Source organism: Rhizobium sp. AN80A (assembly GCF_030053015.1).
Lineage (GTDB): Bacteria > Pseudomonadota > Alphaproteobacteria > Rhizobiales > Rhizobiaceae > Rhizobium > Rhizobium metallidurans.
The window spans coordinates 520265-541455 of the sequence record NZ_JASJPX010000002.1; the positions used below are offsets into that span (position 1 = coordinate 520265).

Consider the following 21191-nt stretch of genomic DNA (forward strand, 5'->3'; position numbering starts at 1 on the left):
ACGTTAAACAAAGCTCGACCAGCAATTTCGATTTGAAAGCTTTGCGCGCTTATCGCACCCAAAGCAAGGGTAGCCCGTCGCCCGCTCGTGAATTTCGGCCCGCCAGCGGGCGACCGGAGCACAAAACCGACTGGTGCGACTGAGACCCGGGAACTCTCCGCCCTTCCATATGTTCGTGTGTGTCGCTGTGAACGGTCTGCAGCCAACGCAGCGGCAAGGCGAAGGGCTTTCGTTGCTGACGGCCCTTCGTCGACCTGTTGCTGGGTCGGCTTTCCGTTACAGTGGCGTTAACATGGCCGACCCAGTACGGGCCGAATGGCCTTGCCACCGTGGAACTTATCGCCGTTTCTGCGTGTTTTACACCGCCGGGATGCATCCCTTGCCTTCACCGGCACGTGGAGGGCCTTGAGCCCCTGTAACTCTCTCGGCTCTCCACATCCTCGGAACATGCGGTCGCTTACTCCGTTTTGAGTTTGACCGCGCTCGCTAGCTTGCCGGCTTTGCCCTGACGCGGTTAAAGGGTGGGGAGCCTTCCTGAGGTTCCCCACTTCCAACCGGAAAGACAGGAGCACCTGCATGTCAGGCTACGGTCCAACCCTTCGCCTTGCCCTACTTCTGCACCGTCTGAACACCGACGAGTTCAAGCCGCTCCCTCCGGGCCTAGGGCGAAAAACGGTGAAAGTTGCGGATGAAGCGGGGTTTGTCGAAGTCAGCGATAGCTCGCGGTTTCCGATGTGCCGGTTGACGGCCGCAGGTCTGGCTTACCGTAAGGCGAACCCATACCGCTTCGACTAGGATCGCAAGACGTGGCGGCCGGGACACCGCAATGACTGGTGTGACTGAGCCTCTTCAGACTTTTGGCTGCCTTGGATGACAGTGGACTTGCCGTAAACTTGCCATTGCATCCTGTGAGTGTCGCTGAGATGAAAACTGAAATCGACCACGTCGCCCATGGCTGGGCTTTGCTGGCGCTACGCAATCCCGAGATCCGCGCGCTTTCTGAGCACCGACAATCGATTGGCGAGATGTGTGAAGCCTACAGCATCGCCGTCCTCCACCTTCGCGAGTTGAGAGCACTTGGCCCCGACACCGATCACATCGCCGAGTATGAACGCCTTATTGCCGAAATCGAGCACGAGACGTCGTATTACTTGACAATGCGCGCTCGATTGTCGGCCTAGATGTGCCGGAGCGATCAGTGGTCCCTGCCAGCGCGGGGCGGCGTAATGATTTGATCGAAAGTGCTTGGCATCAACGTCAAGTCAACCCGATATGGGGGCATCACCTGAGCGTTTCGCAAAGCATTTGGCTTCGACCGGGCTGTGAGCTTGTTGGAAGTCAGAGGTCTTTGGTCGGTTCGCTTGCGAATAGACAGCGGAGGCATTTTTGTTCTCCTTCATTGGCTGTGTATCCCATGACAACAATGGCTCGACGTGTTTGTTCCGATCGGCGTTTGGTCAGTCTGAGGCCACGCTCTGGATGCTTAGGACGCGGAACTTATCGCGCTCACCTGTGTTCTTTCCCGCCGAGATAGTCTCCCAACGTCTTGCTCGGCACTTTTGGCTGCCTTGGATGACAGTGGACTTGCCGTAAACTTGCCATTGCATCCTGTGAGTGTCGCTGAGATGAAAACTGAAATCGACCACGTCGCCCATGGCTGGGCCTTATTGGCACTGCGAGTTCCTGAGATCCGTGCGCTGGCGGAACATCGCCAATCGATCGAGGAGATGTGTGAAGCCTACAGCATCGCCGTCCTCCACCTTCGCGAGTTGAGAAACCTTGGCCCCGATACCGAACAAATCACCGAGTATGAAAGCCTTGTTGCCGGGATCGAGTACGAGACGTCGTATTACCTGACGATGCGCGCTCAACTGTCGCCTAACTTTGCGGGAACTGATCCCGCTCAACCGCGTTCTTCCCCGCCGAGATAGTCTCCCAACGTCTTGCTCGGCACGTGGAGGGCCTTGAGCCCCTGTAACTCTCTCGGCTCTCCACATCCCCTTCACTCCGGAACATGTAGACTTCTGGCTCGTTTCGATCCGACCGCGCTGGTTAGCTGTGCCGGCTTTGCCATTGTTGCGGTTGAAAGGTGGGGAGGCTTCCGGGGTCTCCCCCACCGCCACACGGATGGATCAAGCCGTAATGCGCATCTACTGCGTGTGTTAACGATATCCTAAAATGCAATTTGACGTGGTACAAATTTCTGCGATTGTCGCCCCGGGCAACTGAGGGGTTAAACCGTGACTGTAGGAATTTGGGCTCGCCGCGCTGGTGCCGTGATGATGGCGCTTGCGCTGGCAAGCTGTACGACGACACAGGCAGAATTTGCGAAGAAGCCGTCTGCCGTGAGCAAGGCAGCGCTTTGCAAAACCGCGTTGGAGACGACAGATCCCGCATTCCAGTTCCAGCTGGTATCCGAGGTGACCCGTCGCGGCATGAACATGTTGCAATGTCAGCAGATGGTCATCCAGCAGCAGCAGGCCGCAGCAGCTCTCATTGCTATCGCTGTAGTCGGCACCGCCGTCGCGGTATGCGCGAATAACAACTGTGGTGGCGGCAGCTACTACCAGCCTCGGCGCTACCCCGGAAACTGCTATTCGCCGAATGACACGGCGGCCGATGGAACACGCTGCGGCAACCGAAGCGCGATGTCACGACCTGGTGGGTGGTGATCACTAAGACGCCAATTTGAACACCACCGTCGAAATACAATATTAGACGACCACACTCCATGGGCCTGTCACGCCTTTTTCACGATGCCAGATATTGCGCGAGATCGAACCTTGCTGACCTCTTTCAAGCAACCAAAGGAGGTGCTTCAATCTTCCACCTCGACGAAAAAAACGCAGTAGCCTTTACCGAGGATTCCGTCTCTCGCGCCGTGAAAAAAGCAGGCGTGGAAGTCAAGACCGTCCGTGTCGAGCCTCACGGATCTGTGGTTATCAACGGGGATAACGGGGGGCTTCTGAGGGAGGACATGCCCCGCAAACGCTATGCTTTCACCGTGCAAGAATTCGACCGCTTCGGAAACTAACGCTGGTATTTTCGCATTGGCAAGGGGAAGCGCATCCGGCTCCCGGCACCATGGGGGTCAAAGGAGTTCGAGGCCGAGTGGCGCCGCTGCATGGCAAACGAGGAGCCCGCCCCTGCTCCAACCACGCAAATGCCTGGGCTACTAATCGCCAGCCGAGGTCTTCATCGCTCATTTGCGCGAAAGCGGCTGATCCCCTAACCTGCAAACGAGGCAGGATGCACTCGGGTTGGGTTCTCCAAACTCGCACACCATAGACTCCAATTGAGAAAATCACCGCCAGGACTCATGCGGAAATACACCGAGACCGAAAGGACTACCGACATGCGCGGACCGATTATCGAGAAGCTCTCTGACGAGATCGGTATCTAACCAGCGACTTTCCCCGCGCCTAGTGCTCGTGATCGTTGATCCGATGGGGACACGGCGCGGGAAGACGGTCTCGGCGCCCTTAGGCGATGGACTTGGCGGGTGGTGCCGCCTCGTGCTTCGATCCTCGATGGGATGGAACTTTCGGCCGCCCGAAGTATTTTGACGGAATGAAACTCAATATCGCAATCGTAACAATGGTAGGCACTGTGTTGGCTGCGTGCAGCCCAGCTGGGCCATCAGGCAATTCATCCGTACCTCAGCCCGCCAAACCTGTCGAACTCAAAAAATACATGGGCCACTGGTTCGAGCTGGCGCGCTACGAGAACCAGTTTGAGCGCGGTTGCGAGGCGGTTACCGCCGACTACTCGCTCCGCGACGATGGCATGGTTCGTGTGCTGAATGCCTGTCGCGAAGGCGGGATAATCGGTAAGCGCAAAGAGTCCGAAGGTAAGGCAAAGATTGTTGCAGACAGCGGAAACGCCAAGCTCAAAGTCTCGTTCTTCGGCCCGTTTTACGGGGATTACTGGATCCTCGATCACGCCAACGACTATTCCTGGTCGATCGTCGGCGAGCCCTCAGGTCGCTATTTGTGGATCCTGACGCGGACACCAACACCCTCAGAAAAGACCAGTGACATGCTTGTCGAAAAGGCGAAGACGCTAGGCTACGATGTCGACATGCTGAGGTGGACGCATCACTGAGCGCACCATGGGCGCTTGCCGCTCTGCAGGGCGTACTTATCAGGTAACTAGGTCGCGTCCCCATTAAAGGGTTTCGCTTTAGTCAGGATGATGATTCAATGTCCTTGGAAGGAGATTGATATGCGCCGTCATGAACTTAGCGATGAAGAGTGGGCGATTATCGCACCACTTTTGCCGAATAAGAGCCGTGGTGTCGAACGTGTTGATGACCGCCGGGTGATCAATGGCATTTTGTGGCGTTTCAGAACTGGCTGCTCTTGGCGGGATATCCCTGAGCGCTACGGCCCTCGTACTACACTTTACAATCGGTTCTCGCGCTGGCGTAAAGCCGGCGTTTGGGACCGACTTCTTGAAGCGGTATCAAGGCGTTACGACGGCGATATAGTTATGATCGACTCGTCGTGTGTGCGCGTTCACCAGCATGGTGCCAACGCAAAAAAGGGGGCTCTACCGATCCTTGCATGGGACGTTCGCGCGGCGGCCTGACGACCAAAATCCATGCCATGGTCGATGCGGATGGCCGACCGTTACGAATGGAGCTGACAGCAGGCCAGGCAGCGGATGCTCCGGTCGCTGAGAGGCTGATATCTGACATCGAACCAGGCACGACGCTACTTGCAGATAAAGCGTATGACACGGATGCGATCCGAGCGTTTGTGAAAGGCCGCAAGGCTTGGGCTAACATCCCAACAAAGATAAATCGGAAGCAGAGCTTCAGCTTCAGTCGCTGGGTCTATAGGCAGCGAAACCAAGTGGAGAGGTTCTTCAATCGTATCAAACACATGCGGGGCCTGGCCACGCGCTACGACCGTCGCCCTGACAATTACCTTGCTGCACTGAAACTCGTTGCGACACGAATTTGGATCAATTCAGTTTGCGAGTCCACGTCCTAGGACAGGACTGCAGCGGATAATGCCGGTATAATCGAGTGATGGTCTCCCAGCCCATACCGGGTTTCTCGCCCACAGAAAGGCCGGTGCAGAACACAGCGCATACATTCGCTGAAGCAAATGTCCTTTAAGGGGAGGATACTGCTCAGACAGCTGTGCGTACACCAGATCGTTGTCGTCTGGGACATTCTCCCCGAGTTCAACGTGCGAACGAGCGCGCGGCGCGTAGTTTGGGGCAGTCGCGTCAGAACCTCGGCGGCGACGACGGGCCTACGCTCAAAGACATTCGTGATGCCATCATCGTTTTTGAATGCCGTGCATCCGACCGCCGTGACACCTTCGATCGGAAGGTCCTCGTCGCCCAAGTCGGCGCGGCGGCGAGCTTCGCGAAACTACGGCAGAGGTTCACTGTGGGATGCGAGCGGATGTGCGACGTAGATGGCGACAGGTGCGAGACCAAGTTTCCTTGCCTCGACGCGGCGCCCTTGTTGGCGCCGAAGGTCTCTTAGCTCCTAACAGGGCGCGCGCCTCGCCCCGAGCCAGCCTCGGTCCTTTCTTACAAAGCGAAACCTAACGTGCTCCGCCTGGGATACTATTGACGCGGGTGACCGCATTCAGGATCGGTGGCGCAATGGGTCGTTTCGTCGGCGACGAAGAACCTGATGGGCGCAGGATGCCGATCAGGCGTTGGTCGATGATGGTTGCGGACCGTCGGATCCCGCATTTCTTCGCGACCCGTCTCATGCAAGCCCCCAACTCTGGTCGGCTGGGCTTGCGATCTCGTGCTACCTGCGGCGGCCTCCGTCCTGCTTGTAGTTTTATTCGGCGGCCTCCACGCGCTCGGTACGCTTCTACTGTTTCGCGCGATAAATCGCGGCGTAGTCATATCCTGGCACTGGTGTCAGGGTTCGTCAGAACGGAACGAGCATGGCTGAGGAAGTCGATGATCTTCCCAGTCTGGAAACGCGGAGCCGCGCGGGAATAAACTCGTGGTTCTTGACCACGACCGCCCGCGCGGCAACAGGAGTTCGTGGAACGAAATCGCCGCTCGCGCATTAAGATGCGTTACCATCCAGGAATATCGATGACAGAACACAATAACAGTCGGCAGGACGCCAGAGACGCCGGTGACCGTCTTGTCGCTGATCACGCTTCGGAAGACCCGTTCGCCGCAGCGTTCAAAGCCACGCGTATGCCGATGCTGATCACCGATCCTCGTCAAGCGGACAATCCGATAATCTTTTGCAACGCAGCTTTCTGCAAGCTCACGGGCTACTCCAACGAAGAGCTCATTGGCAAGAACTGCCGCCTCCTTCAGGGCCCCGAGACCGATCCGGACGCCGTGTCCAGGCTTCGCGAAGCCATTGCTGCCGAAAAAGATCTCGCGATCGACATTCTCAATTACCGAAAAGATGGGTCTCCTTTCTGGAACGCCCTCTTCGTCAGCCCGGTCCGGGATATTTCTGGCACGGTGATCTACTTTTTTGCCTCTCAACTCGACTTCACGAATATCAAAAGCAAGGAAGCCGAACTCGCGCGCGCGCGTCACCTCGCCGAGGAAGAAGTGGGGATGCGAACGGCAGACCTGACCGACGCCCTGCGTGCAAAGACAACGCTGGTCCACGAGGTCGATCATAGGGTCAAGAATAACCTCCTTACGATCGCATCCATCGTAAAGCTCCAGGCCCGGATGACCGAAAACGACATTGTCAAGCGTACGCTGACGTCTGTTCTCAATCGCGTTGAAGCTCTTAGCACCGTCCAGCGCAAGCTTTTGAACGACGAGGAAGTGGGGCAATTCGACGTAGCCGATTTCGCGAACACCCTCATGATCGACAAGATCGGCGCACTGAAGCGCTCCGACATACACCTGACAACGGATCTACACGCGGTTGTGGTGCCTGCTACCAAGGCATCGCCCTTGGCTCTCATTATCAACGAACTAGTCGGCGACGCGATAAGAAGAGGTCTGAGCGACGGCGGTGGCGAGATCCATCTGGAGATCAGACGGCTCAACGGACACTTCCTTATCCGAGTCGTCGATACGGTCACGCCGGTTGACGTAGACAAAGAGGAAGCTGCGTTCAGCCAAGCCATGCTCGAGGCGTGCCTGAAGCAGCTTCGAGCAAAAATCGACCGAGTTGTGAAGGGCCACCGGACAGACGTTACAGTCACGCTGTCCGTTAAGGACTGAAAGGATTTGATTTGAATATTCTGATTGTGGAAGATGAAGTCCTTCTTGCCATGGAGCTGGAAAGCGAAGTGGAAGGCGCCGGGCATCTCGTTGTTGGGACGGCGACCGATAGCCGTGAGGCGATCGAGATCATTGATGCCACCTCGCCGCAATTTGCCTTTGTCGACATTCAATTGCTGGATGGCCCAACGGGTATCGACGTCGGACGCTACCTTTCGGCCAAGGCCATTCCATTCGTGTTCGTATCGGGAAATCTCAAGCGCATACCGGACGACTTTGCCGGTGCGCTCGGGGCGATCGAGAAGCCCTACACGGTTAACGGTCTGCAAAACGCCTTGCAGTTTCTGCAGATCATCATCGATGGCGGCCATGGCTCGCAGGTCGCGCCGCCTAGCCTCGTCCTCTCCCCTGCCGCGCGCGCCACCGTTGCGGCATGATCAACTCCGCGATTTCGCGGTGAAGGAAACCAGTGAGTTCACCATCGGAGCGCATCGGCGCCGTTCGGAATTCAGGTCTGCTTGGCGTTCAGGGCCAGTCCGAATTTCAGGACATTATCGAGGTCGTAAAGGCCGGGCTGGACTGTCCCGTGGCGCTTGTCTCCATTCTTGACGAGGACCGGCAGGTCTTCATCGCTCATCTCGGTCTGCCGGAGACATGGGCCGAGGCGGCAGAGACCCCGCTGACCCATTCCTTCTGTCAACACGTGGTGCGGGACAATCAGCCCTTGATCATTGGCGACGCGACGATCCATGATCTTGTCAGAGATAACCTGGCCATCACGGATCTGGGCGTGATCTCCTACATGGGCGTCCCGGTCACAATGCCGGACGGTCTGGTTATCGGAGCGTTGGCGGCGATTGACGGTGAGCCCAGAACTTGGACAAGACGAGAGCTCGAGCTGTTGAGCCGCATCGGCAAGGTTGCCTCGAACCAGATCGCTACGTTTCTATCAGAGCGCCGGTGGAGTTCGCTTTTCGAGCAGCTCGAGGAAGGTATCATCGTCGGTTCGGTCGTCCGTGACGTCAATGGAACTATTGTCGATTGGCGACATGACAGCGTCAATCCGGCTTGGAGCAAGCTTGTGGACTGTCCCGTCGAGGACGCCACCGGTCGTATGATGCGAGAGATCTTTCCAAATTTTGGAGAGGAGTGGGTATCGGACGTCGCGCTCGTTGTCGAAAGCGGACAGAGCAGGCGTTTTACTCGGCACATTCCCTCCCTCGGACGTTGGTTCGACGGCTACGTGCAGGCGACAGGGGATGACAAATTCATCATCATTTTTGTCGATGTGACAGACAGAATGGAGGCTGTGGAGGCCCTTCGGGACAGTGAGACAAAACTGCGCCTGATCGTCGAGGGCGCCAAGGATTATGTGATCGTGACCATCGATCACGAAAAGCGTATCACGAGCTGGCTTGGCGGCGCAGAGGACACCTTTGGCTGGACCGAAGCAGAGATGCATGGACGACGGTTCGAGGAGATATTCACGGAGGAGGACCGCGCGGTCGGCGTTCCAGAAACTGAAATGCGCAAAGCTGCAGCGGAAGGCGTGGCACTTGATCGAAGGTGGCACCAAGCGGCCGACGGAACACGGGTTTTCCTAGACGGGACCATACGACCGTTTCCAGGCCATTCCGGTCCGGAAGTACCAGGCTTCATCAAGGTGGCCAGAAACGCGACATCTCAGAAGATCGCCGAAAATCGGCAATTGGCATTCCTTGAGCTCGGCGACAAGATACGGGAGCTGGACGATGTGAAAGATGTTGCATTCGCCGCAGCGGAAATCATGGCCCGCAACCTGGAGGGCGCGACAAGAGCTGGTTACGGGGTCATCGATCCCATCGTCGAGACCGTGCAGATGCTACCCGATTGGTGCGCCGAAGGTATCTCGACTGTCGCCGGCTCGCACCAATTCCGGGATTATGGCTCCTATATCGAAGATCTCAAACGCGGCGAGACGGTCATTATTCCAGACGTGGCCAAGGATCCTCGGACATCGGCGTCAGCCGAGCTTTTCCATTCGATCGGGATTTCTGTGCTGGTGAATGTGCCAATCATCGAGCACGGCGCCTTCGTAGGAGTCATGTTCGTTCACTACGACAGACCTCATGATTTCTCGTCGGAGGAACGCGACTTCGTTCGGACGATCGCAGATCGCACACGAGAGGCGATTTCGAGGATTCGCGCGGAGCAGGAGCAGCAGGTTCTTAATCACGAGATCAGTCACCGACTGAAGAATACGATGGCAATGGTCCAAGCGATAGCCACGCAGACCCTTCGCCCTGTCACCGATCGGGCGCCTGTCGAAGCTTTTACGAGCCGGCTTCACGCTCTTTCGAAGGCACACGATGTTTTACTCGGCCAGGACTGGTCGTCGGCGCGGATGATCGCCGTGATCGATTCCGTTCTCGGTCAGCTCTCATTGCCAGAGCGATATTCTATCTCGGGTCCAGACCTGCAGCTTGGACCGCGCTCGGCGCTCTCTCTGGCGCTGCTGATGCACGAACTCGGGACCAACGCGCTCAAATATGGAGCCTGGTCCAACGAAGCAGGCAGTGTCGATGTCTCGTGGATGATCGAAGGAGCCAGTGATGACAGTCTGCTTGTTCTTGCGTGGGACGAGCATGAAGGCCCTCCAGTGACCGCCCCATCTGGCAAGGGGTTCGGATCGAAGCTCATACGTCTCGGCTTGACGGGAACCGGCGGTGTCGACGTTGATTATTCCCCTGATGGGCTGAAGGTTAAGATGCGCGGACTGATTTCGCAGTTGAGGCAGTCGTGATGACCGTGAGTAATATTGCCAAGGACGTCGCAATCGTTCTAGTCGTTGAAGACGAGCCGCTCCTGCGTCTTGCCGGCATAGACCTCATCGAAGCTGCTGGATATGAGGCGGTAGCGGCGTCGGACGCGACAGAGGCGATCGCGATACTTGAGTCACGCGATGACATCCGTGTAGTCTTTACAGATGTCGATATGCCGCGCGGCGTCGACGGAATGCGCCTGGCCGCGATCATTCGAGACAGATGGCCGCCAATCAAGGTGATCGTGGTCTCCGGCCACATCGAGGATCCCGGAGACATGATCCCGGCCGAGACGGTGTTTTTCTCCAAGCCTTACCGGGAGGAACAGATCGTGGCAACCATCAGGCAGATGCTGTCATGACACGGACCGGACTGAGCCCGCGTGCTTCTGGAGTTAAATCCATCCCTGGGTGTTCGGTGCGTCCGAATTCAGCTTGGCGAAGTCGACGAATGCCCTCAATGGCGCGGGCATGAACCTGCGGGAGAAATAAAGGCGCGGCCCATCGAAAACTCATCCATGAGTCCGGTGGAACTAGCTCTAGTTCCCCCAATGCGACGTGCGGCTCGAACCAGTTATCGAACCTGTATATCACACCGCGACCCGCGCGCGCCCAATCGATGGCGGCAGCCGCCGCATCCACGCCGACGATCAGCCTGCCCTGTGGGTCGATATTGACCGACTGCCCGTCTCTCTCCAGTTCCCATGGCACGAAGGCGCCGCTCGAGAACCTGAGCTGTATGCAGGCGTGGGCAAGCAACTCGTCCAACTGCTCTGGCATGCCGACCTTTGCGAGGTATGACGGCGCTGCGAATGACTGCGGAGGTGTCGAGGAATTGGCGCGAGCACAATGTCGTTGCCGAGGCAGAACGCCGCAGGCATCCGGTATCAGGCGATACTGACGCGGTCGAAGCGGCGGGATAAGGTGAAGGCCCGCCACGCTGACGAAGTGGGCTCAGGTCTCAGTGGCTGGGATGAGTTTGAAAGCAAAGGCCTGCTGCGATAGATGTCCTTTTAAAGTAACCCGGCTAGGGCAACTCGACATCTATTCCGTGGAACTCGTCTCGAAATGATTTCAGACCTTTTTTGTCGGCTGCTGTCACGATCACAAATCGGTGGCCGTCTCCAGGTGGCTCCTGGTTTGACAAGTCGAACATCCAGATCGTTGTCGCGGTTCCCCTAGTGATCTCGATCAGCTTCTTCATGGCTGGATCTGCGACGGCGTCGACGACGAAGCTCATCTGATAAGCAAACGTCTCTTGGCCCGAGCCTCCCTGGAGCTGCTCCCTGAACCACTGCCAGACGTTGGGAAAGTCGACCGGAAACGGAGAGAGGTCCATGTTCACGTGAACAACGTCCCGCGCGAAAATGACCTCACCATCGAAGAAGGCATGAATACCTAGAAAGTATTCGGGGAGGTCCATGTGCGCGGATAGCGCGTCTTTCAGCATTCTCAAATTCGAAGTCTTTTGGAACACGTACTTCCCCATGCGATTGACAAATGCAGTCGAAAAAATCCTTTGTTCTTCTATGGGTGGCGCAGAACCGTTAAAAGTTGGCCATACGATCCAGGCGGGTATTCGTGGAGGTCTCATCGATAAAGATGAGCCGCGACAAGGCCTTGTTGAAGAACCGCTTTCGGCGGTTGATTCAAAGGTCACGGCCATTGGCGATCTCCGGCCTGCGCTGCTCGCTTGCCTTGAGGCCTTTTTTATTGCTTAGCCCAAGCCGGTGCAAAAACCGCCCGACCGTAGCGCGATGGATTTCAATTCCGCGCCCCGCGAGTGCAACGCGCAGCTCATCCTGAGTCGTTTCGTCATGCGCGGACATCCGCTCGCGAACCCAATCAGCATGAGCCATAAGCTTCGCGCCGCCAGGCGGGTGGCCCTGCTCGGCGGCGGCGAGAGAACCGGATGACCGATGCAGGATCATCATGCGGTTGAGGTTCGCTCTGCGCTTGCCAACAGGCATGACACTGCTTCGGAAGCAGGTGAGCCGAACAACACACCTCGCCCGGTCGTGCTGTCGTCCTCCATGCAATTTGTCGTAAGGTGGGTCGGTCAGCCTCCAAGCTGCCCGCCTTCACCTGCTACTGGACCTTCTCGGTTCCATTAGGCGTCGTCACTTGCGTCGGCCCTCCACCGTTCCCAGACGGTGACGGGTTGCGATCGGTAGCCTCCGGAGGGCGGCCACTACCATCGGCCGCGTTGTTGTCGAAGGTACCAGGACCCGAGGGCTGAGCATTGATCGGGTCATTCTTCGTAGCGGTTGCAGGCTGAACATCAGGATCGACGCTCTCACCCCAAATCTCGACGCCGCCCCATGCCATCAGCGCGAGGACAAGGCTGCAGACCAGCACCACGAAGACTGGTTTGCCGTAGCTTCCTTGCCGAGCTTCGCTCGCGGTTTCTGTGATCTTATCAGTCTGTCTGCCGTTGAACTGTGACATTGCGGATCTCCTGAACTTCAATAACCGCCGACGATTGGTAGGATTTCACCTGTGATGTAACTCGACATCTGCGGGGACGCGAGGAACACATAGGCGGGTGCAATCTCCTCCGGTTGCGCCGCGCGTTTCATGACCGCCCCGCTGCCAAATTTCGCGACATCCTCGGCCTGCTTGTCGGAGGGATTGAGTGGAGTCCAGACTGGCCCAGGCGCGACGGCGTTTACTCGGATGCCCTTCGGCACGAGCTGACTCGACAACGCTTTGGTGAAAGCGTGAATGCCACCCTTCGTCATCGAGTAATCGAGGAGCTCCTTGGACCCTTCGAGGCCAGTCACCGAACCAGTATTGATGATGGCGGAACCGTTGGACAGATGCGGGATCGCGGCCTTGGCCATATAGAAGTAGCCGTAGAGGTTCGTCTTCAGGGTCTCGTCGAAGTGTTCGTCGGTCAGATCTTCGATATCCGTGGTGTGGACCTGGAATGCGGCGTTGTTCACCAGGATGTCGAGCTTCGAGAATTGCATCTTCGTCTTCTCGACTGCCTTGCGGCAGAAGGCGGGATCCTTCACATCGCCGCGAATGATGAGACACTTGCGCCCTTCCTTTTCCACCGCGGACTTGGTTACCTCAGCGTCCTCGGTCTCGTCGAGATGAACAATGGCGACATCGGCGCCTTCCCGGGCGAAGAGGATTGCGACCGAACGTCCGATGCCGGAGTCCCCACCTGTGATGAGTCCGACCTTGTCCTTCAGCTTCTCGGAGCCTTTGTAAAACGGCGCGTCGTACATAGGCGCCAGCGGAAGGTCTGCCTCGGATCCGGGTTTGTCCTGATGGACGGCCGGAAACGGGGGCTCTGGATATCGACGAGCGCCCGCCTGCATGGCTCCGTCCGGCTTCGACTTCTTCTTCTCGTCGGCCTTCTTTACCTGCTGCTGGATCTCTCGCTGTTTTTTGGATGTGGCTTCTGACGACATGAGACGATCTCCTTGCTGTTGGAGGCCTAACGTCGGCCGAGGCAAAAGGTTTGCGTTCTTGAAAGAATTCGAGCGCACACGAAAACCTTGTCAAGGCAGCCTGCTGGAGACATCGACCACGCCCCCCGAATTGGCTTCCGTGAGCGTCTGTCGACCGCCCTGCCTGCGCAAAACGGGCGTCTTTTGCCCGGACATCGCTCCCCAAAGCCAAGCTGTTGGCTGGGACGGGGGCGCTTCCGTTAGAGCGCGGTATTTTGCGACGAGTCCAACGCGATTTCGGTACGGCGGTTGAAGCGTGGTGGTTGACCTGGCTGGCGTCGCCCGCTGGCCCTCCACAAAGGCATCGTCCCGGATCCGAAGGTGGCAACCTCCATCATCAATTCCCCAGCGTGATTGACGGATCCTTCATAATGAAACTCCGGGGAAGCAGCCATGCGTACCGAGATGGCTACTCAGCCCTCGCCGTTGAACTCGACTGTGACTTTCCCGTCATCCCTTTTATGACTCGAGTTCCTAACATTACAGTTGCGCGTTTTCATGAACTCTGAATCTATGGGTCTCCATGATTGGGAGGTCATGGATGGCAGGTGCGTCAATCGAGACGACGTTGGAACTTTTTGCATCGTCGCTGCGCGACGTGAAGGCTCGTATTCGAAGATTGTTTACGCAGGAGCGCGTTGCGGCTTCGGCGAACCTTTTCCTGGACGGCTTGCTGGGTGACGAGCGCCGCAAGACAGGCTGGATGCGCGCCGAGGCGGCCGGTGATTCCGGTCCCTGGCGGCAACAAGCTATTCTCGGTCGCGGACGCTGGGACATCGAAACCCGCTCATGGCATGGCTGGCACCGCCACGTTTCCCTCGTCATGCTGGCCTTCGCCATGATGGCGGTGATCCGGTATCGCGCCAATGACGCGACGCCCCCAAAAAGACCGCGGATTCCGACCATCAGGAGTTGATCCGCTGGTCTATCCAGGAAGTCCGGCGCATCGCCAATAAGCTCGCCCAGCGTCGCATAAAGCACGCCTACGTCATCGCATGGTCGTGTTGGAGACGCGCGCATCAGGCCGCCGCCAGGCGCGCGCATTTGGAAACAAAAATGCAACTGTAATGGTAGGCGGCAAGCGAGTTGTCGCCTAAGCACCAAAGAACCAGGTCAGCCGTTCGGTCGGATGACGACCTTCACGCAACCATCCTGCTTGTCCCGGAACGTTTGGTACGCCTCGGGACCTTCCTCCAGACCGATACGGTGTGTGATGAGGAACGAGGGATCGATTGCGCCCTCCTCAATCAGGTCCATCAGTGGCTTTAGATACCGCTGAACGTGTGTCTGGCCCGTCCTCAGCGTCAGTCCCTTGCCGACGACGGCGCCAAGTGGAGTGGGCACGGCAGGCCCGATGAACACGCCCGGCAGGGATACAACGCCGCCAGGACGGCAAGCCCTGATAGCCTGGCTCAATGCGTACGGACGTTCGGTAGAGGTAAGCTTGGTTTGCATCGTCTCCATGACACCGCCCGCGCCGTGGCTCTCCATGCCGACCGCCTCGATGACCGCATCAGGGCCCTTGCCGCCGGTTAATTCAAGGATGCGCTGTTGCAGGTCTTCGTCGGTGTAATCGAGCGCTTCGGCGCCGGATTGCCGGGCAAGCTCCAGCCGTTCCGGCACGGTGTCGATTGCGAGGACACGCTCCGCGCCGAGAAGGAAAGCGGACTTGATCGCGAACAGACCGACAGGGCCGCAGCCGAACACGGCGATGGTCTGGCCCTGTTTGATATCGCAGTTTTCCGCCGCCATGTAGCCCGTCGGGAAGATATCCGACAGAAAGAGGACCTGCTCGTCGGAAAGTCCGTCCGGGACCTTGATCGGACCGACGTCCGCATAGGGTACGCGTAAATATTGCGCCTGCCCGCCGGGGAAACGACCGTATAGTTCGGAGTAGCCAAAGAGGCCCGCGGTCGGATAACCGACCTGCTTGGCCTGTTCGGCGCCGTTCGGGTTAGAGCGCTCGCAGAGGGAGAATTGGCCCCACTTGCACTGACGGCATTCGCCGCAGGATATTGTGAACGGAACCACGACGCGGTCCCCTACCTTCAGTTTCGAGTTGCCGCGGCCGACCTCGACCACTTCGCCCATCGTCTCATGGCCCATGACGTCGCCGGGATGCATTCCCGGCACGAAGCCGCCATAGAGATGGAGGTCGGAGCCGCAGATGGCGCAGCTCGTCACCTTGATGATTGCGTCGCGGTCGTGCTGAATGATCGGATCGTCGACTTCCTCACACCGGATGTCGCCGCTGCCGTGCCAGGTAAGTGCTTTCATGTCTTTTGTCCTTTGGATTGAGTTTCGATGATGCTGGCGGGTTACGGCTGCCACCGCCACCCGCCGCGCCGTAGACCTGCCCCGTCGCGTAGCTGGCCCGAGGATCGGCAAGTTGGACGTGGATCGATGCGAGTTCGGCGGGCTGTCCCGGGCGGTCCATTGGCGCGTCGCCCCCGAACTTCTCGAGCTTTTCCATTGTCGCGCCGCCGCTGACCTGAAGCGGCGTCCGGACGGCAGCCATCGCCTATGCCCGCGAGGGCGCGGGCGTTGCCATCAACTACCTTCCCGACGAAGAGCACGAGCGTCGCGCTCGCCGCGGAAAATATTGATCGTCGGCTGATCGGAAATTTAGATTGAAATGTCATCTTGATCCCGTCGGCATGTGGGCGGACATGCCCAACTCGCTAACCTCTACCGCCGGGTGTTGTTCCCGCTAAATCAAATCGTGGCAGGAATTGCCGTGGCGGAGGGAACAGAGGTTCAGGACGCTGCCGGCCCCAAGGGCGCCTCCGATGGAAGAGGCTCCGGTCTTTCAAAGAAGAGGCGGAAACGGTCGAAAAAAGTGGGACGGCAGCTTGCTAAACCATGATCTTGTAAAATGGGATTTTTGTCCCACTCGGGGTTAAGCAGATGATTTTCTTGGAATTCGGCAGACCCTCAAAGTATGCTCTCGCCAAGCCTTCGATCCCAGGGCCTCCCAGTATGAGATCGCTGCGGACAGATCGCGCGCTGGGCTGCCATTTCGTTAGCCATGGCGAGAAACCGGCAAAACCACCATGTTCACCATCCCTGTCGCGTCCGGTTAGCACGCTCGCGATCTCGAATTTGGAAATGCGGACCTGGCCCTGATGTTCCCCCACCCCCGTGTACGCTAAGGTACAAAGCATGCAAGATGGGTCGGATCTTGCCTGAGAATTGGAACCTCCAGCTGCCCGACGTGTTTTCAAACGTCATTTCATAGGAGGACACGATGGCTACCACCAAGACCAACACGAAGACACTTGATGATTTGTTCCTTGATACGCTGAAGGATATCTACTTCGCCGAGAAGCAGATTTTAAAAGCTCTACCAAAGATGGCCCGCGCTGCACAGTCCGAAGAAGGCAAGGCGGGTTTCCTTCAGCATCGAGATGAGACGCAGGGTCAGATCGAACGCCTGGAACAGGTTTTCGAACTCCTTGGCAAGCCCGCCCGTGGCAAGACGTGCGAAGCGATCCAGGGGATCATCTCCGAAGGCGAGGAAATCATGGAAGAGTTCAAGGGTTCCCCTGCCCTTGACGCAGGATTGATTTCATCGGCTCAGGCTGTCGAACACTACGAGATCGCTCGTTACGGCACGCTTATAGCCTGGGCGACCCAGCTTGGCATGAAGGATGCAATCCCGCTGCTCCAGGCAAACCTCGAAGAAGAGGAAGCGACGGATCAGAAACTAACGCGGCTTGCCGAGGCGGCGGCGAACGCCAAGGCCACGAAAGCAGCCTAACGCTTGGTCAGGGCTGCCCCAAAAGGGGCAGCCCTATCGTATGTCGGCCAGTAGCCGTCCTCCGTGATGTTGATTGGGATCGGCGAAAGTCTCGATAACGCTTCCACCGTAAACTCCACCTGCAGCATGAATGCCCGCATTGGGCTAGGCATAGCGATGCCAGTGAGTTTCTCGCGTGCTAGAAAACGGCCCACGCCCGCCTCCCGCAGACGCCTTTCCCCCTCGGCCGCGATCGACGCATTCTTGCTTTGAGCGACAGACTTGGTTTCGGTTAGGCCACCTTCGATTACCCTGAACATCCCATTGCCCTGATTACGTTTTGCAGCCTATCTCAAAACTTACCGCGATTCCTGGCAAGTCTTCCGACATTCAGCGGTAATAACTTTCATGCCGCGTGACAAATTCGCGACAACACTCGTCTCTGATAGCAGGAGCAAGAATCGGCCACGGGCTAGCTTTTGGTCTGAAGGATACGAATGCGTTACGCTGTGGTCGATATTGATCGCCGGAGCAAGGCAACTTGGGTTGTTGTACACCGACCCATTTATCGAAGACGGCGGCGCGGGGCCGAAAGTCATGATTGGAAAGCTGCCGAGGCTGTTCGCGTGGAGCCAATTGTCCTTGGCATCGAAGTTCCAATGTATGTGCCCACCAAACGCGACATCCGAGCAACGATCCAACAGCTCCCTGGCGAGGCAGGCCATGGAACGCGGGGGGCAGGCCTAGTGTCACGGCGATGGCCCTGGCCCTGGTGCTCGCGATCTTGGATGGGCTCGCATCAAACCCGCCAGGTCTCAGTGCTTGCAGGGTTGGGCTCCGAGACCTCAAAGTCTCGGCGACATACTCGTGTTTGAAGCATTCGTCGCCCTGGCGCGTCTGATGGGCACGGCGGATGACGCGACTTGCCGCTTACGCAGCACGGGAACGACTGGCCGGGGTCGATGTAACCAGCGCTCTTGGTCCGGATCGTGCATGAGCATGCTCGGTGCCGTACTCATACATGCCGATCTTTCCGACAACCTTGAAGAGCTTCGTCGGCAATGCCTTGTGGTAAGGTTCTCCAAAACAAGAAGGCCCCCGACCGCTACTTAGCGCTTACCGCCCGAGCCGTCCTAGCATCTCACCGTCCCAAGTTCATTACCAAAACTGACCTTGACAACGCGCCCGGGCAAGGCGGTCGGAAGTTAACCCTGCGAGCGCCGGTCAGAGACAGCTTACTTCTCCCGAGGTTCCCTATGTCGAACTAGATCGAAGTCATCATCGTTCTTTCCGTCGTCGCTGTCCCTGTATTTAAAGCTATCGAGTCTCCGCTGCCCCACTTTGTCCGGTTCTTAGGAACTGATGTGGGAACCGTCAGCGACCTTCTTGGTTTGCGTTGGAGCAAAACCGGAGATTGATATGACCGAAGAAGCACGTCGCCCGACGCCACCCTACCCCAAGCAGCATCAGGAACCGCCAGGCAAGACCGAGGCGATGCAACCGGTTCCTGACCACGGTGAGCAGTCATACAAGGGCAGCGGCAGGCTTGAGGGTAAGGTCGCCCTGATCACCGGCGCGGACTCAGGCATCGGCAAGGCGGTGGCAATCGCGTTTGCTCGCGAAGGAGCAGATGTCGTGATTTCCTACTTGAGCGAAGACGACGATGCCGCTGATACTGTGAAGTGGGTTGAGCAGGCAGGCCGTCGAGCAATTGCCGCCCCGGGCGATATCACCTATGAGGAGCATTGCCAGGAACTCGTCCAACGAGCTGTCCGCGAGTTGGGAGGCATCGACGTTCTCGTCAACAATGCCGCCTTCCAGCGAACCTATTCCGACATATCGGAAATACCCGTCGAGGAATGGGACCGGACGTTCCGCACGAACATCTACGCACCTTTCTTCCTGTCAAAGGCGGCAATCCCGTACATGCGTCCAGGAAGCTCGATCATCAACACGACGTCGATCCAGTCGCGGCAGCCCTCACCGCCGCTGCTGGCCTACGCGTCCACGAAGGGCGCGATCTCAAACTTCACGGCGGGTCTCGCTGAAATGGTTGCCGAGAAGGGTATCCGAGTAAACGCGGTTGCACCCGGGCCGATTTGGACACCGCTCATCCCGTCGACGATGCCAGCGGAAAAGGCTGCCAAGTTCGGCCAGCAGACCCTGATCGGTCGCGCGGGGCAACCGGCTGAGTTAGCTGGGGCTTACGTTCTGCTGGCTTCAGAACTCGGCAGTTACATGACCGGCGCCGTGGTCCCGGTGACAGGTGGCGAGATCATGATCTAGTGCTCTTCGTCGGCTTGGCTCACCACCGATTGGCAAACACCAAGTATGCGGGTCGTGCCCGCGAGTTGGCTTGCTTTTGAGATTGCGCCCAGCTTCATTGTTGAGGTGGCATGCGAGGGCCTGGCCTGTGCAGGGCCGGGCCTTCGCCGCGGGGCGGTAACCACTCACACTGTCCTGATTGCAGCTTTCCGAAGCCGTTGAACTGCATCTGGACCGCGACCAGGCTCAGTTGGATCAAACCATTCCCAGCCAAACTTCGACATGAACGTGTACGCTTATGGCCGGGTTGCAAAACAGTGGATCCTGCAGAGGGCCTTCGTGGGTTAAGGACAGGACCTCGGCGCAGTGCGGCTTAATAACCGGTTGCAGAAGAGTGCCTGCTCTTCCGATATATTGTCATTGGAGAGGTCCATGCGGAGCACGATTTGATGAGAAATCAGCAAGAGCGGTTCGGTTGAGCGTATCTTGGCAGCTATGGGAGACGTGGCTGTCAGCAGCCAGACCCTCGACAAGCTGAAGGCCAAGCGACCGGTGGTTCCTTATCAAGGCGAGGAGCATTGTTCCGTGGTTGGACGGATGATGGCGATCCGCGCCACGCTTCATACAACGGCCTTCGTGAGGTCCAGGATAGCACTGCGATCTTCGAGATTGATAGCATCGCTTAGAGGAGATGCATCTCTCCAGCGCCGTCGGCACTGGCGCCGTTTAGCCGCGCGCCGCCGAATAATGCGGGAAACGAGCCAAGCACGGGGAGCTTAAATGCGTTAAGAGATGACCGCGTCCTTGCGCGGCCACCTCAAATCAACTGATTAAAATCTTTACATCACCAGCCTGTCGCGGAGTTCCAAGCGCGTCCTTTTGATGCGGCGTCGGCCTTTTCCAGCCCTTGCTTAATTCGATCATCGGAAAATGGCTTACCAATTATGTCGACCGCGCCATCCAGGCCATGCCCCACGTCACCCGGAGATCCCGTAACGAAGACCACGCTTACTCCAAAACGGTCCGTGAGACGACGGGCAAGGGCTGCTCCACTCATGCCATCGGCGAGCCCCAGATCCACTAACGCCACATCAACGCGGGGTGCGTGAGCAAGAGCCTGCTCCACGGTAGTGACAGGCCCAACTGCTGTGTGCCCCACTTCGGCAACAATTCGCTCAAGCTCCAAGGCAATAAGCGCTTCGTCCTCGACTATTAAAACTCGCATGACACTCTCCTAAAAAAGCAACTATTTAAATCGCCCTCTGTGAAGTTCGAGGATTTTCACATGTTATTGAAGGCTGCCTTCCCTTGGCTGACCGAGACGAGAGGACTGTACAATTCTCCCGCGATGGACGTTGACGATGGAGCGGATCGGCCCTCTGATCCACGCCATCAAGAGGGCGTCACTCAATTTTTCCGCTAAGACCAATCAGTGGAGGACCGCCCCGACCGGGTATCGTGCATGACGGCACTGAAACGCAGTCAGCAGGCCTAGCGCACGCAGGACCACGCTCTCGGTTAGGATGATATCCGCCACAGCAAGTTCGCCCGCCGCTGAAGACATCGCGCTGCTGACGGATCGCAGTATCATCCCAAGGGCATCGTCGCCCTTTTCCGTCGCTACATCCGCATTACTTTCAATTGGCGTGGCAAGCAGCTCAATGATTGCCTGGCGCTCCGGTACGGTCATGTATCTGATGTCAACTGTTGAAGCGATCATGATTGCCCTCCGTGGTTC

At 57.7% G+C, this 21191-nt stretch carries 20 protein-coding genes and 3 pseudogenes; 14 read left to right on the forward strand and 9 right to left on the reverse strand.

Annotation, left to right across the window (positions count from 1 at the left end; translation table 11 throughout):
* The first annotated feature begins 923 nt into the window (after nt 1-923).
* From P3R82_RS08905 to P3R82_RS08950, 10 genes are all read left to right on the forward strand, one after another.
* A complete protein-coding gene (locus P3R82_RS08905; RefSeq protein ID WP_112435633.1) occupies nt 924-1181 on the forward strand; it encodes a hypothetical protein in 258 nt (85 codons plus the stop codon).
* 444 nt (nt 1182-1625) lie between these two features.
* Nucleotides 1626-1931: a hypothetical protein gene (locus P3R82_RS08910; protein ID WP_146618544.1), complete on the forward strand. Its 306-nt coding sequence runs from the start codon at nt 1626-1628 to the stop codon at nt 1929-1931.
* Nucleotides 1932-2282: 351 nt separating this feature from the next.
* Nucleotides 2283-2672: a hypothetical protein gene (locus P3R82_RS08915; protein WP_283193690.1), complete on the forward strand. Its 390-nt coding sequence runs from the start codon at nt 2283-2285 to the stop codon at nt 2670-2672.
* 59 nt (nt 2673-2731) lie between these two features.
* The gene (locus P3R82_RS08920) at nt 2732-3034 is read left to right on the forward strand and encodes a hypothetical protein (RefSeq protein WP_283193691.1); all 303 of its coding nucleotides are present in this window, start codon (nt 2732-2734) and stop codon (nt 3032-3034) included.
* Between the two features lie 461 nt (nt 3035-3495).
* Entirely contained in the window at nt 3496-4104 is a 609-nt protein-coding gene (locus tag P3R82_RS08925; protein WP_283193692.1) for a lipocalin family protein, read from the forward strand.
* A 114-nt stretch (nt 4105-4218) separates the two neighbouring features.
* A protein-coding gene (locus P3R82_RS08930) for an IS5 family transposase (RefSeq protein ID WP_283193918.1) occupies nt 4219-4997 on the forward strand; the annotation gives its coding sequence in 2 pieces (ribosomal slippage) (nt 4219-4545 and nt 4548-4997; 777 coding nt in all).
* Nucleotides 4998-6078: 1081 nt separating this feature from the next.
* The gene (locus tag P3R82_RS08935) at nt 6079-7188 is read left to right on the forward strand and encodes a PAS domain-containing protein (RefSeq protein ID WP_112989292.1); all 1110 of its coding nucleotides are present in this window, start codon (nt 6079-6081) and stop codon (nt 7186-7188) included.
* Nucleotides 7189-7199: 11 nt separating this feature from the next.
* Nucleotides 7200-7625: a response regulator gene (locus P3R82_RS08940; RefSeq protein WP_111564486.1), complete on the forward strand. Its 426-nt coding sequence runs from the start codon at nt 7200-7202 to the stop codon at nt 7623-7625.
* Nucleotides 7626-7657: 32 nt separating this feature from the next.
* Nucleotides 7658-9970 (forward strand): GAF domain-containing protein, encoded by a 2313-nt coding sequence (locus P3R82_RS08945; RefSeq protein ID WP_283193693.1) that lies wholly within the window; start codon nt 7658-7660, stop codon nt 9968-9970.
* On the forward strand, nt 9970-10350 hold the full coding sequence (locus tag P3R82_RS08950; RefSeq protein ID WP_283193694.1) for a response regulator: 381 nt from the start codon (nt 9970-9972) through the stop codon (nt 10348-10350). The genes P3R82_RS08945 and P3R82_RS08950 overlap by 1 nt, the downstream gene beginning before the upstream one ends.
* Here P3R82_RS08950 and P3R82_RS08955 read toward each other — a convergent pair.
* The 5 genes from P3R82_RS08955 to P3R82_RS08975 all read right to left on the reverse strand — a co-directional run bounded on the left by P3R82_RS08955 (nt 10331) and on the right by P3R82_RS08975 (nt 13410).
* Nucleotides 10331-10927, reverse strand: a complete 597-nt coding sequence (locus P3R82_RS08955) for a LysR substrate-binding domain-containing protein (RefSeq protein ID WP_349294051.1) — start codon at nt 10925-10927, stop codon at nt 10331-10333. The two genes, P3R82_RS08950 and P3R82_RS08955, sit on opposite strands and share 20 nt — an antisense overlap.
* Nucleotides 10928-11015: 88 nt before the next feature.
* Nucleotides 11016-11654 carry a hypothetical protein gene (locus P3R82_RS08960; RefSeq protein WP_283193696.1) on the reverse strand — a complete coding sequence of 213 codons (639 nt, stop codon included), beginning with the start codon at nt 11652-11654 and terminating at the stop codon, nt 11016-11018.
* Complete coding sequence (locus tag P3R82_RS08965; RefSeq protein WP_283193697.1) at nt 11638-11958, reverse strand: transposase; 321 nt, start codon at nt 11956-11958, stop codon at nt 11638-11640. Before P3R82_RS08965 ends, P3R82_RS08960 begins: the two co-directional genes overlap by 17 nt.
* A 118-nt stretch (nt 11959-12076) precedes the next feature.
* Entirely contained in the window at nt 12077-12436 is a 360-nt protein-coding gene (locus tag P3R82_RS08970) for a hypothetical protein (RefSeq protein ID WP_283193698.1), read from the reverse strand.
* A gap of 17 nt (nt 12437-12453) precedes the next feature.
* The gene (locus P3R82_RS08975) at nt 12454-13410 is read right to left on the reverse strand and encodes an SDR family oxidoreductase (RefSeq protein ID WP_111564482.1); all 957 of its coding nucleotides are present in this window, start codon (nt 13408-13410) and stop codon (nt 12454-12456) included.
* A gap of 580 nt (nt 13411-13990) precedes the next feature.
* Here P3R82_RS08975 and P3R82_RS08980 point away from each other — a divergent pair.
* Nucleotides 13991-14224: pseudogene (locus P3R82_RS08980) on the forward strand (IS701 family transposase); the annotation flags it as partial.
* A gap of 338 nt (nt 14225-14562) precedes the next feature.
* On the opposite strand, the gene P3R82_RS08985 reads toward P3R82_RS08980, so the two are convergent.
* Nucleotides 14563-15726: a zinc-dependent alcohol dehydrogenase gene (locus tag P3R82_RS08985; protein ID WP_349294052.1), complete on the reverse strand. Its 1164-nt coding sequence runs from the start codon at nt 15724-15726 to the stop codon at nt 14563-14565.
* A 49-nt stretch (nt 15727-15775) separates the two neighbouring features.
* Nucleotides 15776-15958: pseudogene (locus P3R82_RS08990) on the reverse strand (NAD(P)-dependent oxidoreductase); the annotation flags it as partial.
* Between the two features lie 738 nt (nt 15959-16696).
* On the opposite strand from P3R82_RS08990, the gene P3R82_RS08995 reads away from it, so the two are divergent.
* The 3 genes and pseudogenes from P3R82_RS08995 to P3R82_RS09005 form a co-directional block, all read left to right on the forward strand.
* The gene (locus P3R82_RS08995) at nt 16697-17209 is read left to right on the forward strand and encodes a ferritin-like domain-containing protein (protein WP_111564479.1); all 513 of its coding nucleotides are present in this window, start codon (nt 16697-16699) and stop codon (nt 17207-17209) included.
* Nucleotides 17210-18607: 1398 nt separating this feature from the next.
* Nucleotides 18608-19474 (forward strand): SDR family oxidoreductase, encoded by an 867-nt coding sequence (locus P3R82_RS09000; protein ID WP_162718026.1) that lies wholly within the window; start codon nt 18608-18610, stop codon nt 19472-19474.
* 498 nt (nt 19475-19972) lie between these two features.
* Nucleotides 19973-20139, forward strand: a pseudogene (locus tag P3R82_RS09005) (ATP-dependent DNA ligase); the annotation flags it as partial.
* A 158-nt stretch (nt 20140-20297) separates the two neighbouring features.
* Here the strand turns inward: P3R82_RS09005 and P3R82_RS09010 are convergent.
* Together P3R82_RS09010 and P3R82_RS09015 are read right to left on the reverse strand one after the other, a co-directional pair.
* Nucleotides 20298-20678, reverse strand: coding sequence for a response regulator (locus tag P3R82_RS09010; RefSeq protein ID WP_111565444.1), 381 nt, complete (start codon nt 20676-20678; stop codon nt 20298-20300).
* 204 nt (nt 20679-20882) lie between these two features.
* On the reverse strand, nt 20883-21173 hold the full coding sequence (locus P3R82_RS09015; RefSeq protein ID WP_283193699.1) for a hypothetical protein: 291 nt from the start codon (nt 21171-21173) through the stop codon (nt 20883-20885).
* Between the last annotated feature and the right edge of the window lie 18 nt (nt 21174-21191).

What these genes read in the sequence shown, in the direction of transcription:
- P3R82_RS08905 (WP_112435633.1), top strand. Translation starts at nt 924, where the DNA reads ATGAAAACTGAAATCGACCACGTCGCCCATGGCTGGGCTTTGCTGGCG.
- P3R82_RS08910 (WP_146618544.1), top strand. Translation starts at nt 1,626, where the DNA reads ATGAAAACTGAAATCGACCACGTCGCCCATGGCTGGGCCTTATTGGCA.
- P3R82_RS08915 (WP_283193690.1), top strand. Translation starts at nt 2,283, where the DNA reads ATGGCGCTTGCGCTGGCAAGCTGTACGACGACACAGGCAGAATTTGCG.
- P3R82_RS08920 (WP_283193691.1), top strand. Translation starts at nt 2,732, where the DNA reads ATGGGCCTGTCACGCCTTTTTCACGATGCCAGATATTGCGCGAGATCG.
- P3R82_RS08935 (WP_112989292.1), top strand. Translation starts at nt 6,079, where the DNA reads ATGACAGAACACAATAACAGTCGGCAGGACGCCAGAGACGCCGGTGAC.
- P3R82_RS08950 (WP_283193694.1), top strand. Translation starts at nt 9,970, where the DNA reads ATGACCGTGAGTAATATTGCCAAGGACGTCGCAATCGTTCTAGTCGTT.
- P3R82_RS08960 (WP_283193696.1), bottom strand. Translation starts at nt 11,654, where the DNA reads ATGGCCGTGACCTTTGAATCAACCGCCGAAAGCGGTTCTTCAACAAGG.
- P3R82_RS08965 (WP_283193697.1), bottom strand. Translation starts at nt 11,958, where the DNA reads ATGCCTGTTGGCAAGCGCAGAGCGAACCTCAACCGCATGATGATCCTG.
- P3R82_RS08970 (WP_283193698.1), bottom strand. Translation starts at nt 12,436, where the DNA reads ATGTCACAGTTCAACGGCAGACAGACTGATAAGATCACAGAAACCGCG.
- P3R82_RS08975 (WP_111564482.1), bottom strand. Translation starts at nt 13,410, where the DNA reads ATGTCGTCAGAAGCCACATCCAAAAAACAGCGAGAGATCCAGCAGCAG.
- P3R82_RS08985 (WP_349294052.1), bottom strand. Translation starts at nt 15,726, where the DNA reads ATGAAAGCACTTACCTGGCACGGCAGCGGCGACATCCGGTGTGAGGAA.
- P3R82_RS08995 (WP_111564479.1), top strand. Translation starts at nt 16,697, where the DNA reads ATGGCTACCACCAAGACCAACACGAAGACACTTGATGATTTGTTCCTT.
- P3R82_RS09000 (WP_162718026.1), top strand. Translation starts at nt 18,608, where the DNA reads ATGACCGAAGAAGCACGTCGCCCGACGCCACCCTACCCCAAGCAGCAT.
- P3R82_RS09010 (WP_111565444.1), bottom strand. Translation starts at nt 20,678, where the DNA reads ATGCGAGTTTTAATAGTCGAGGACGAAGCGCTTATTGCCTTGGAGCTT.
- P3R82_RS09015 (WP_283193699.1), bottom strand. Translation starts at nt 21,173, where the DNA reads ATGATCGCTTCAACAGTTGACATCAGATACATGACCGTACCGGAGCGC.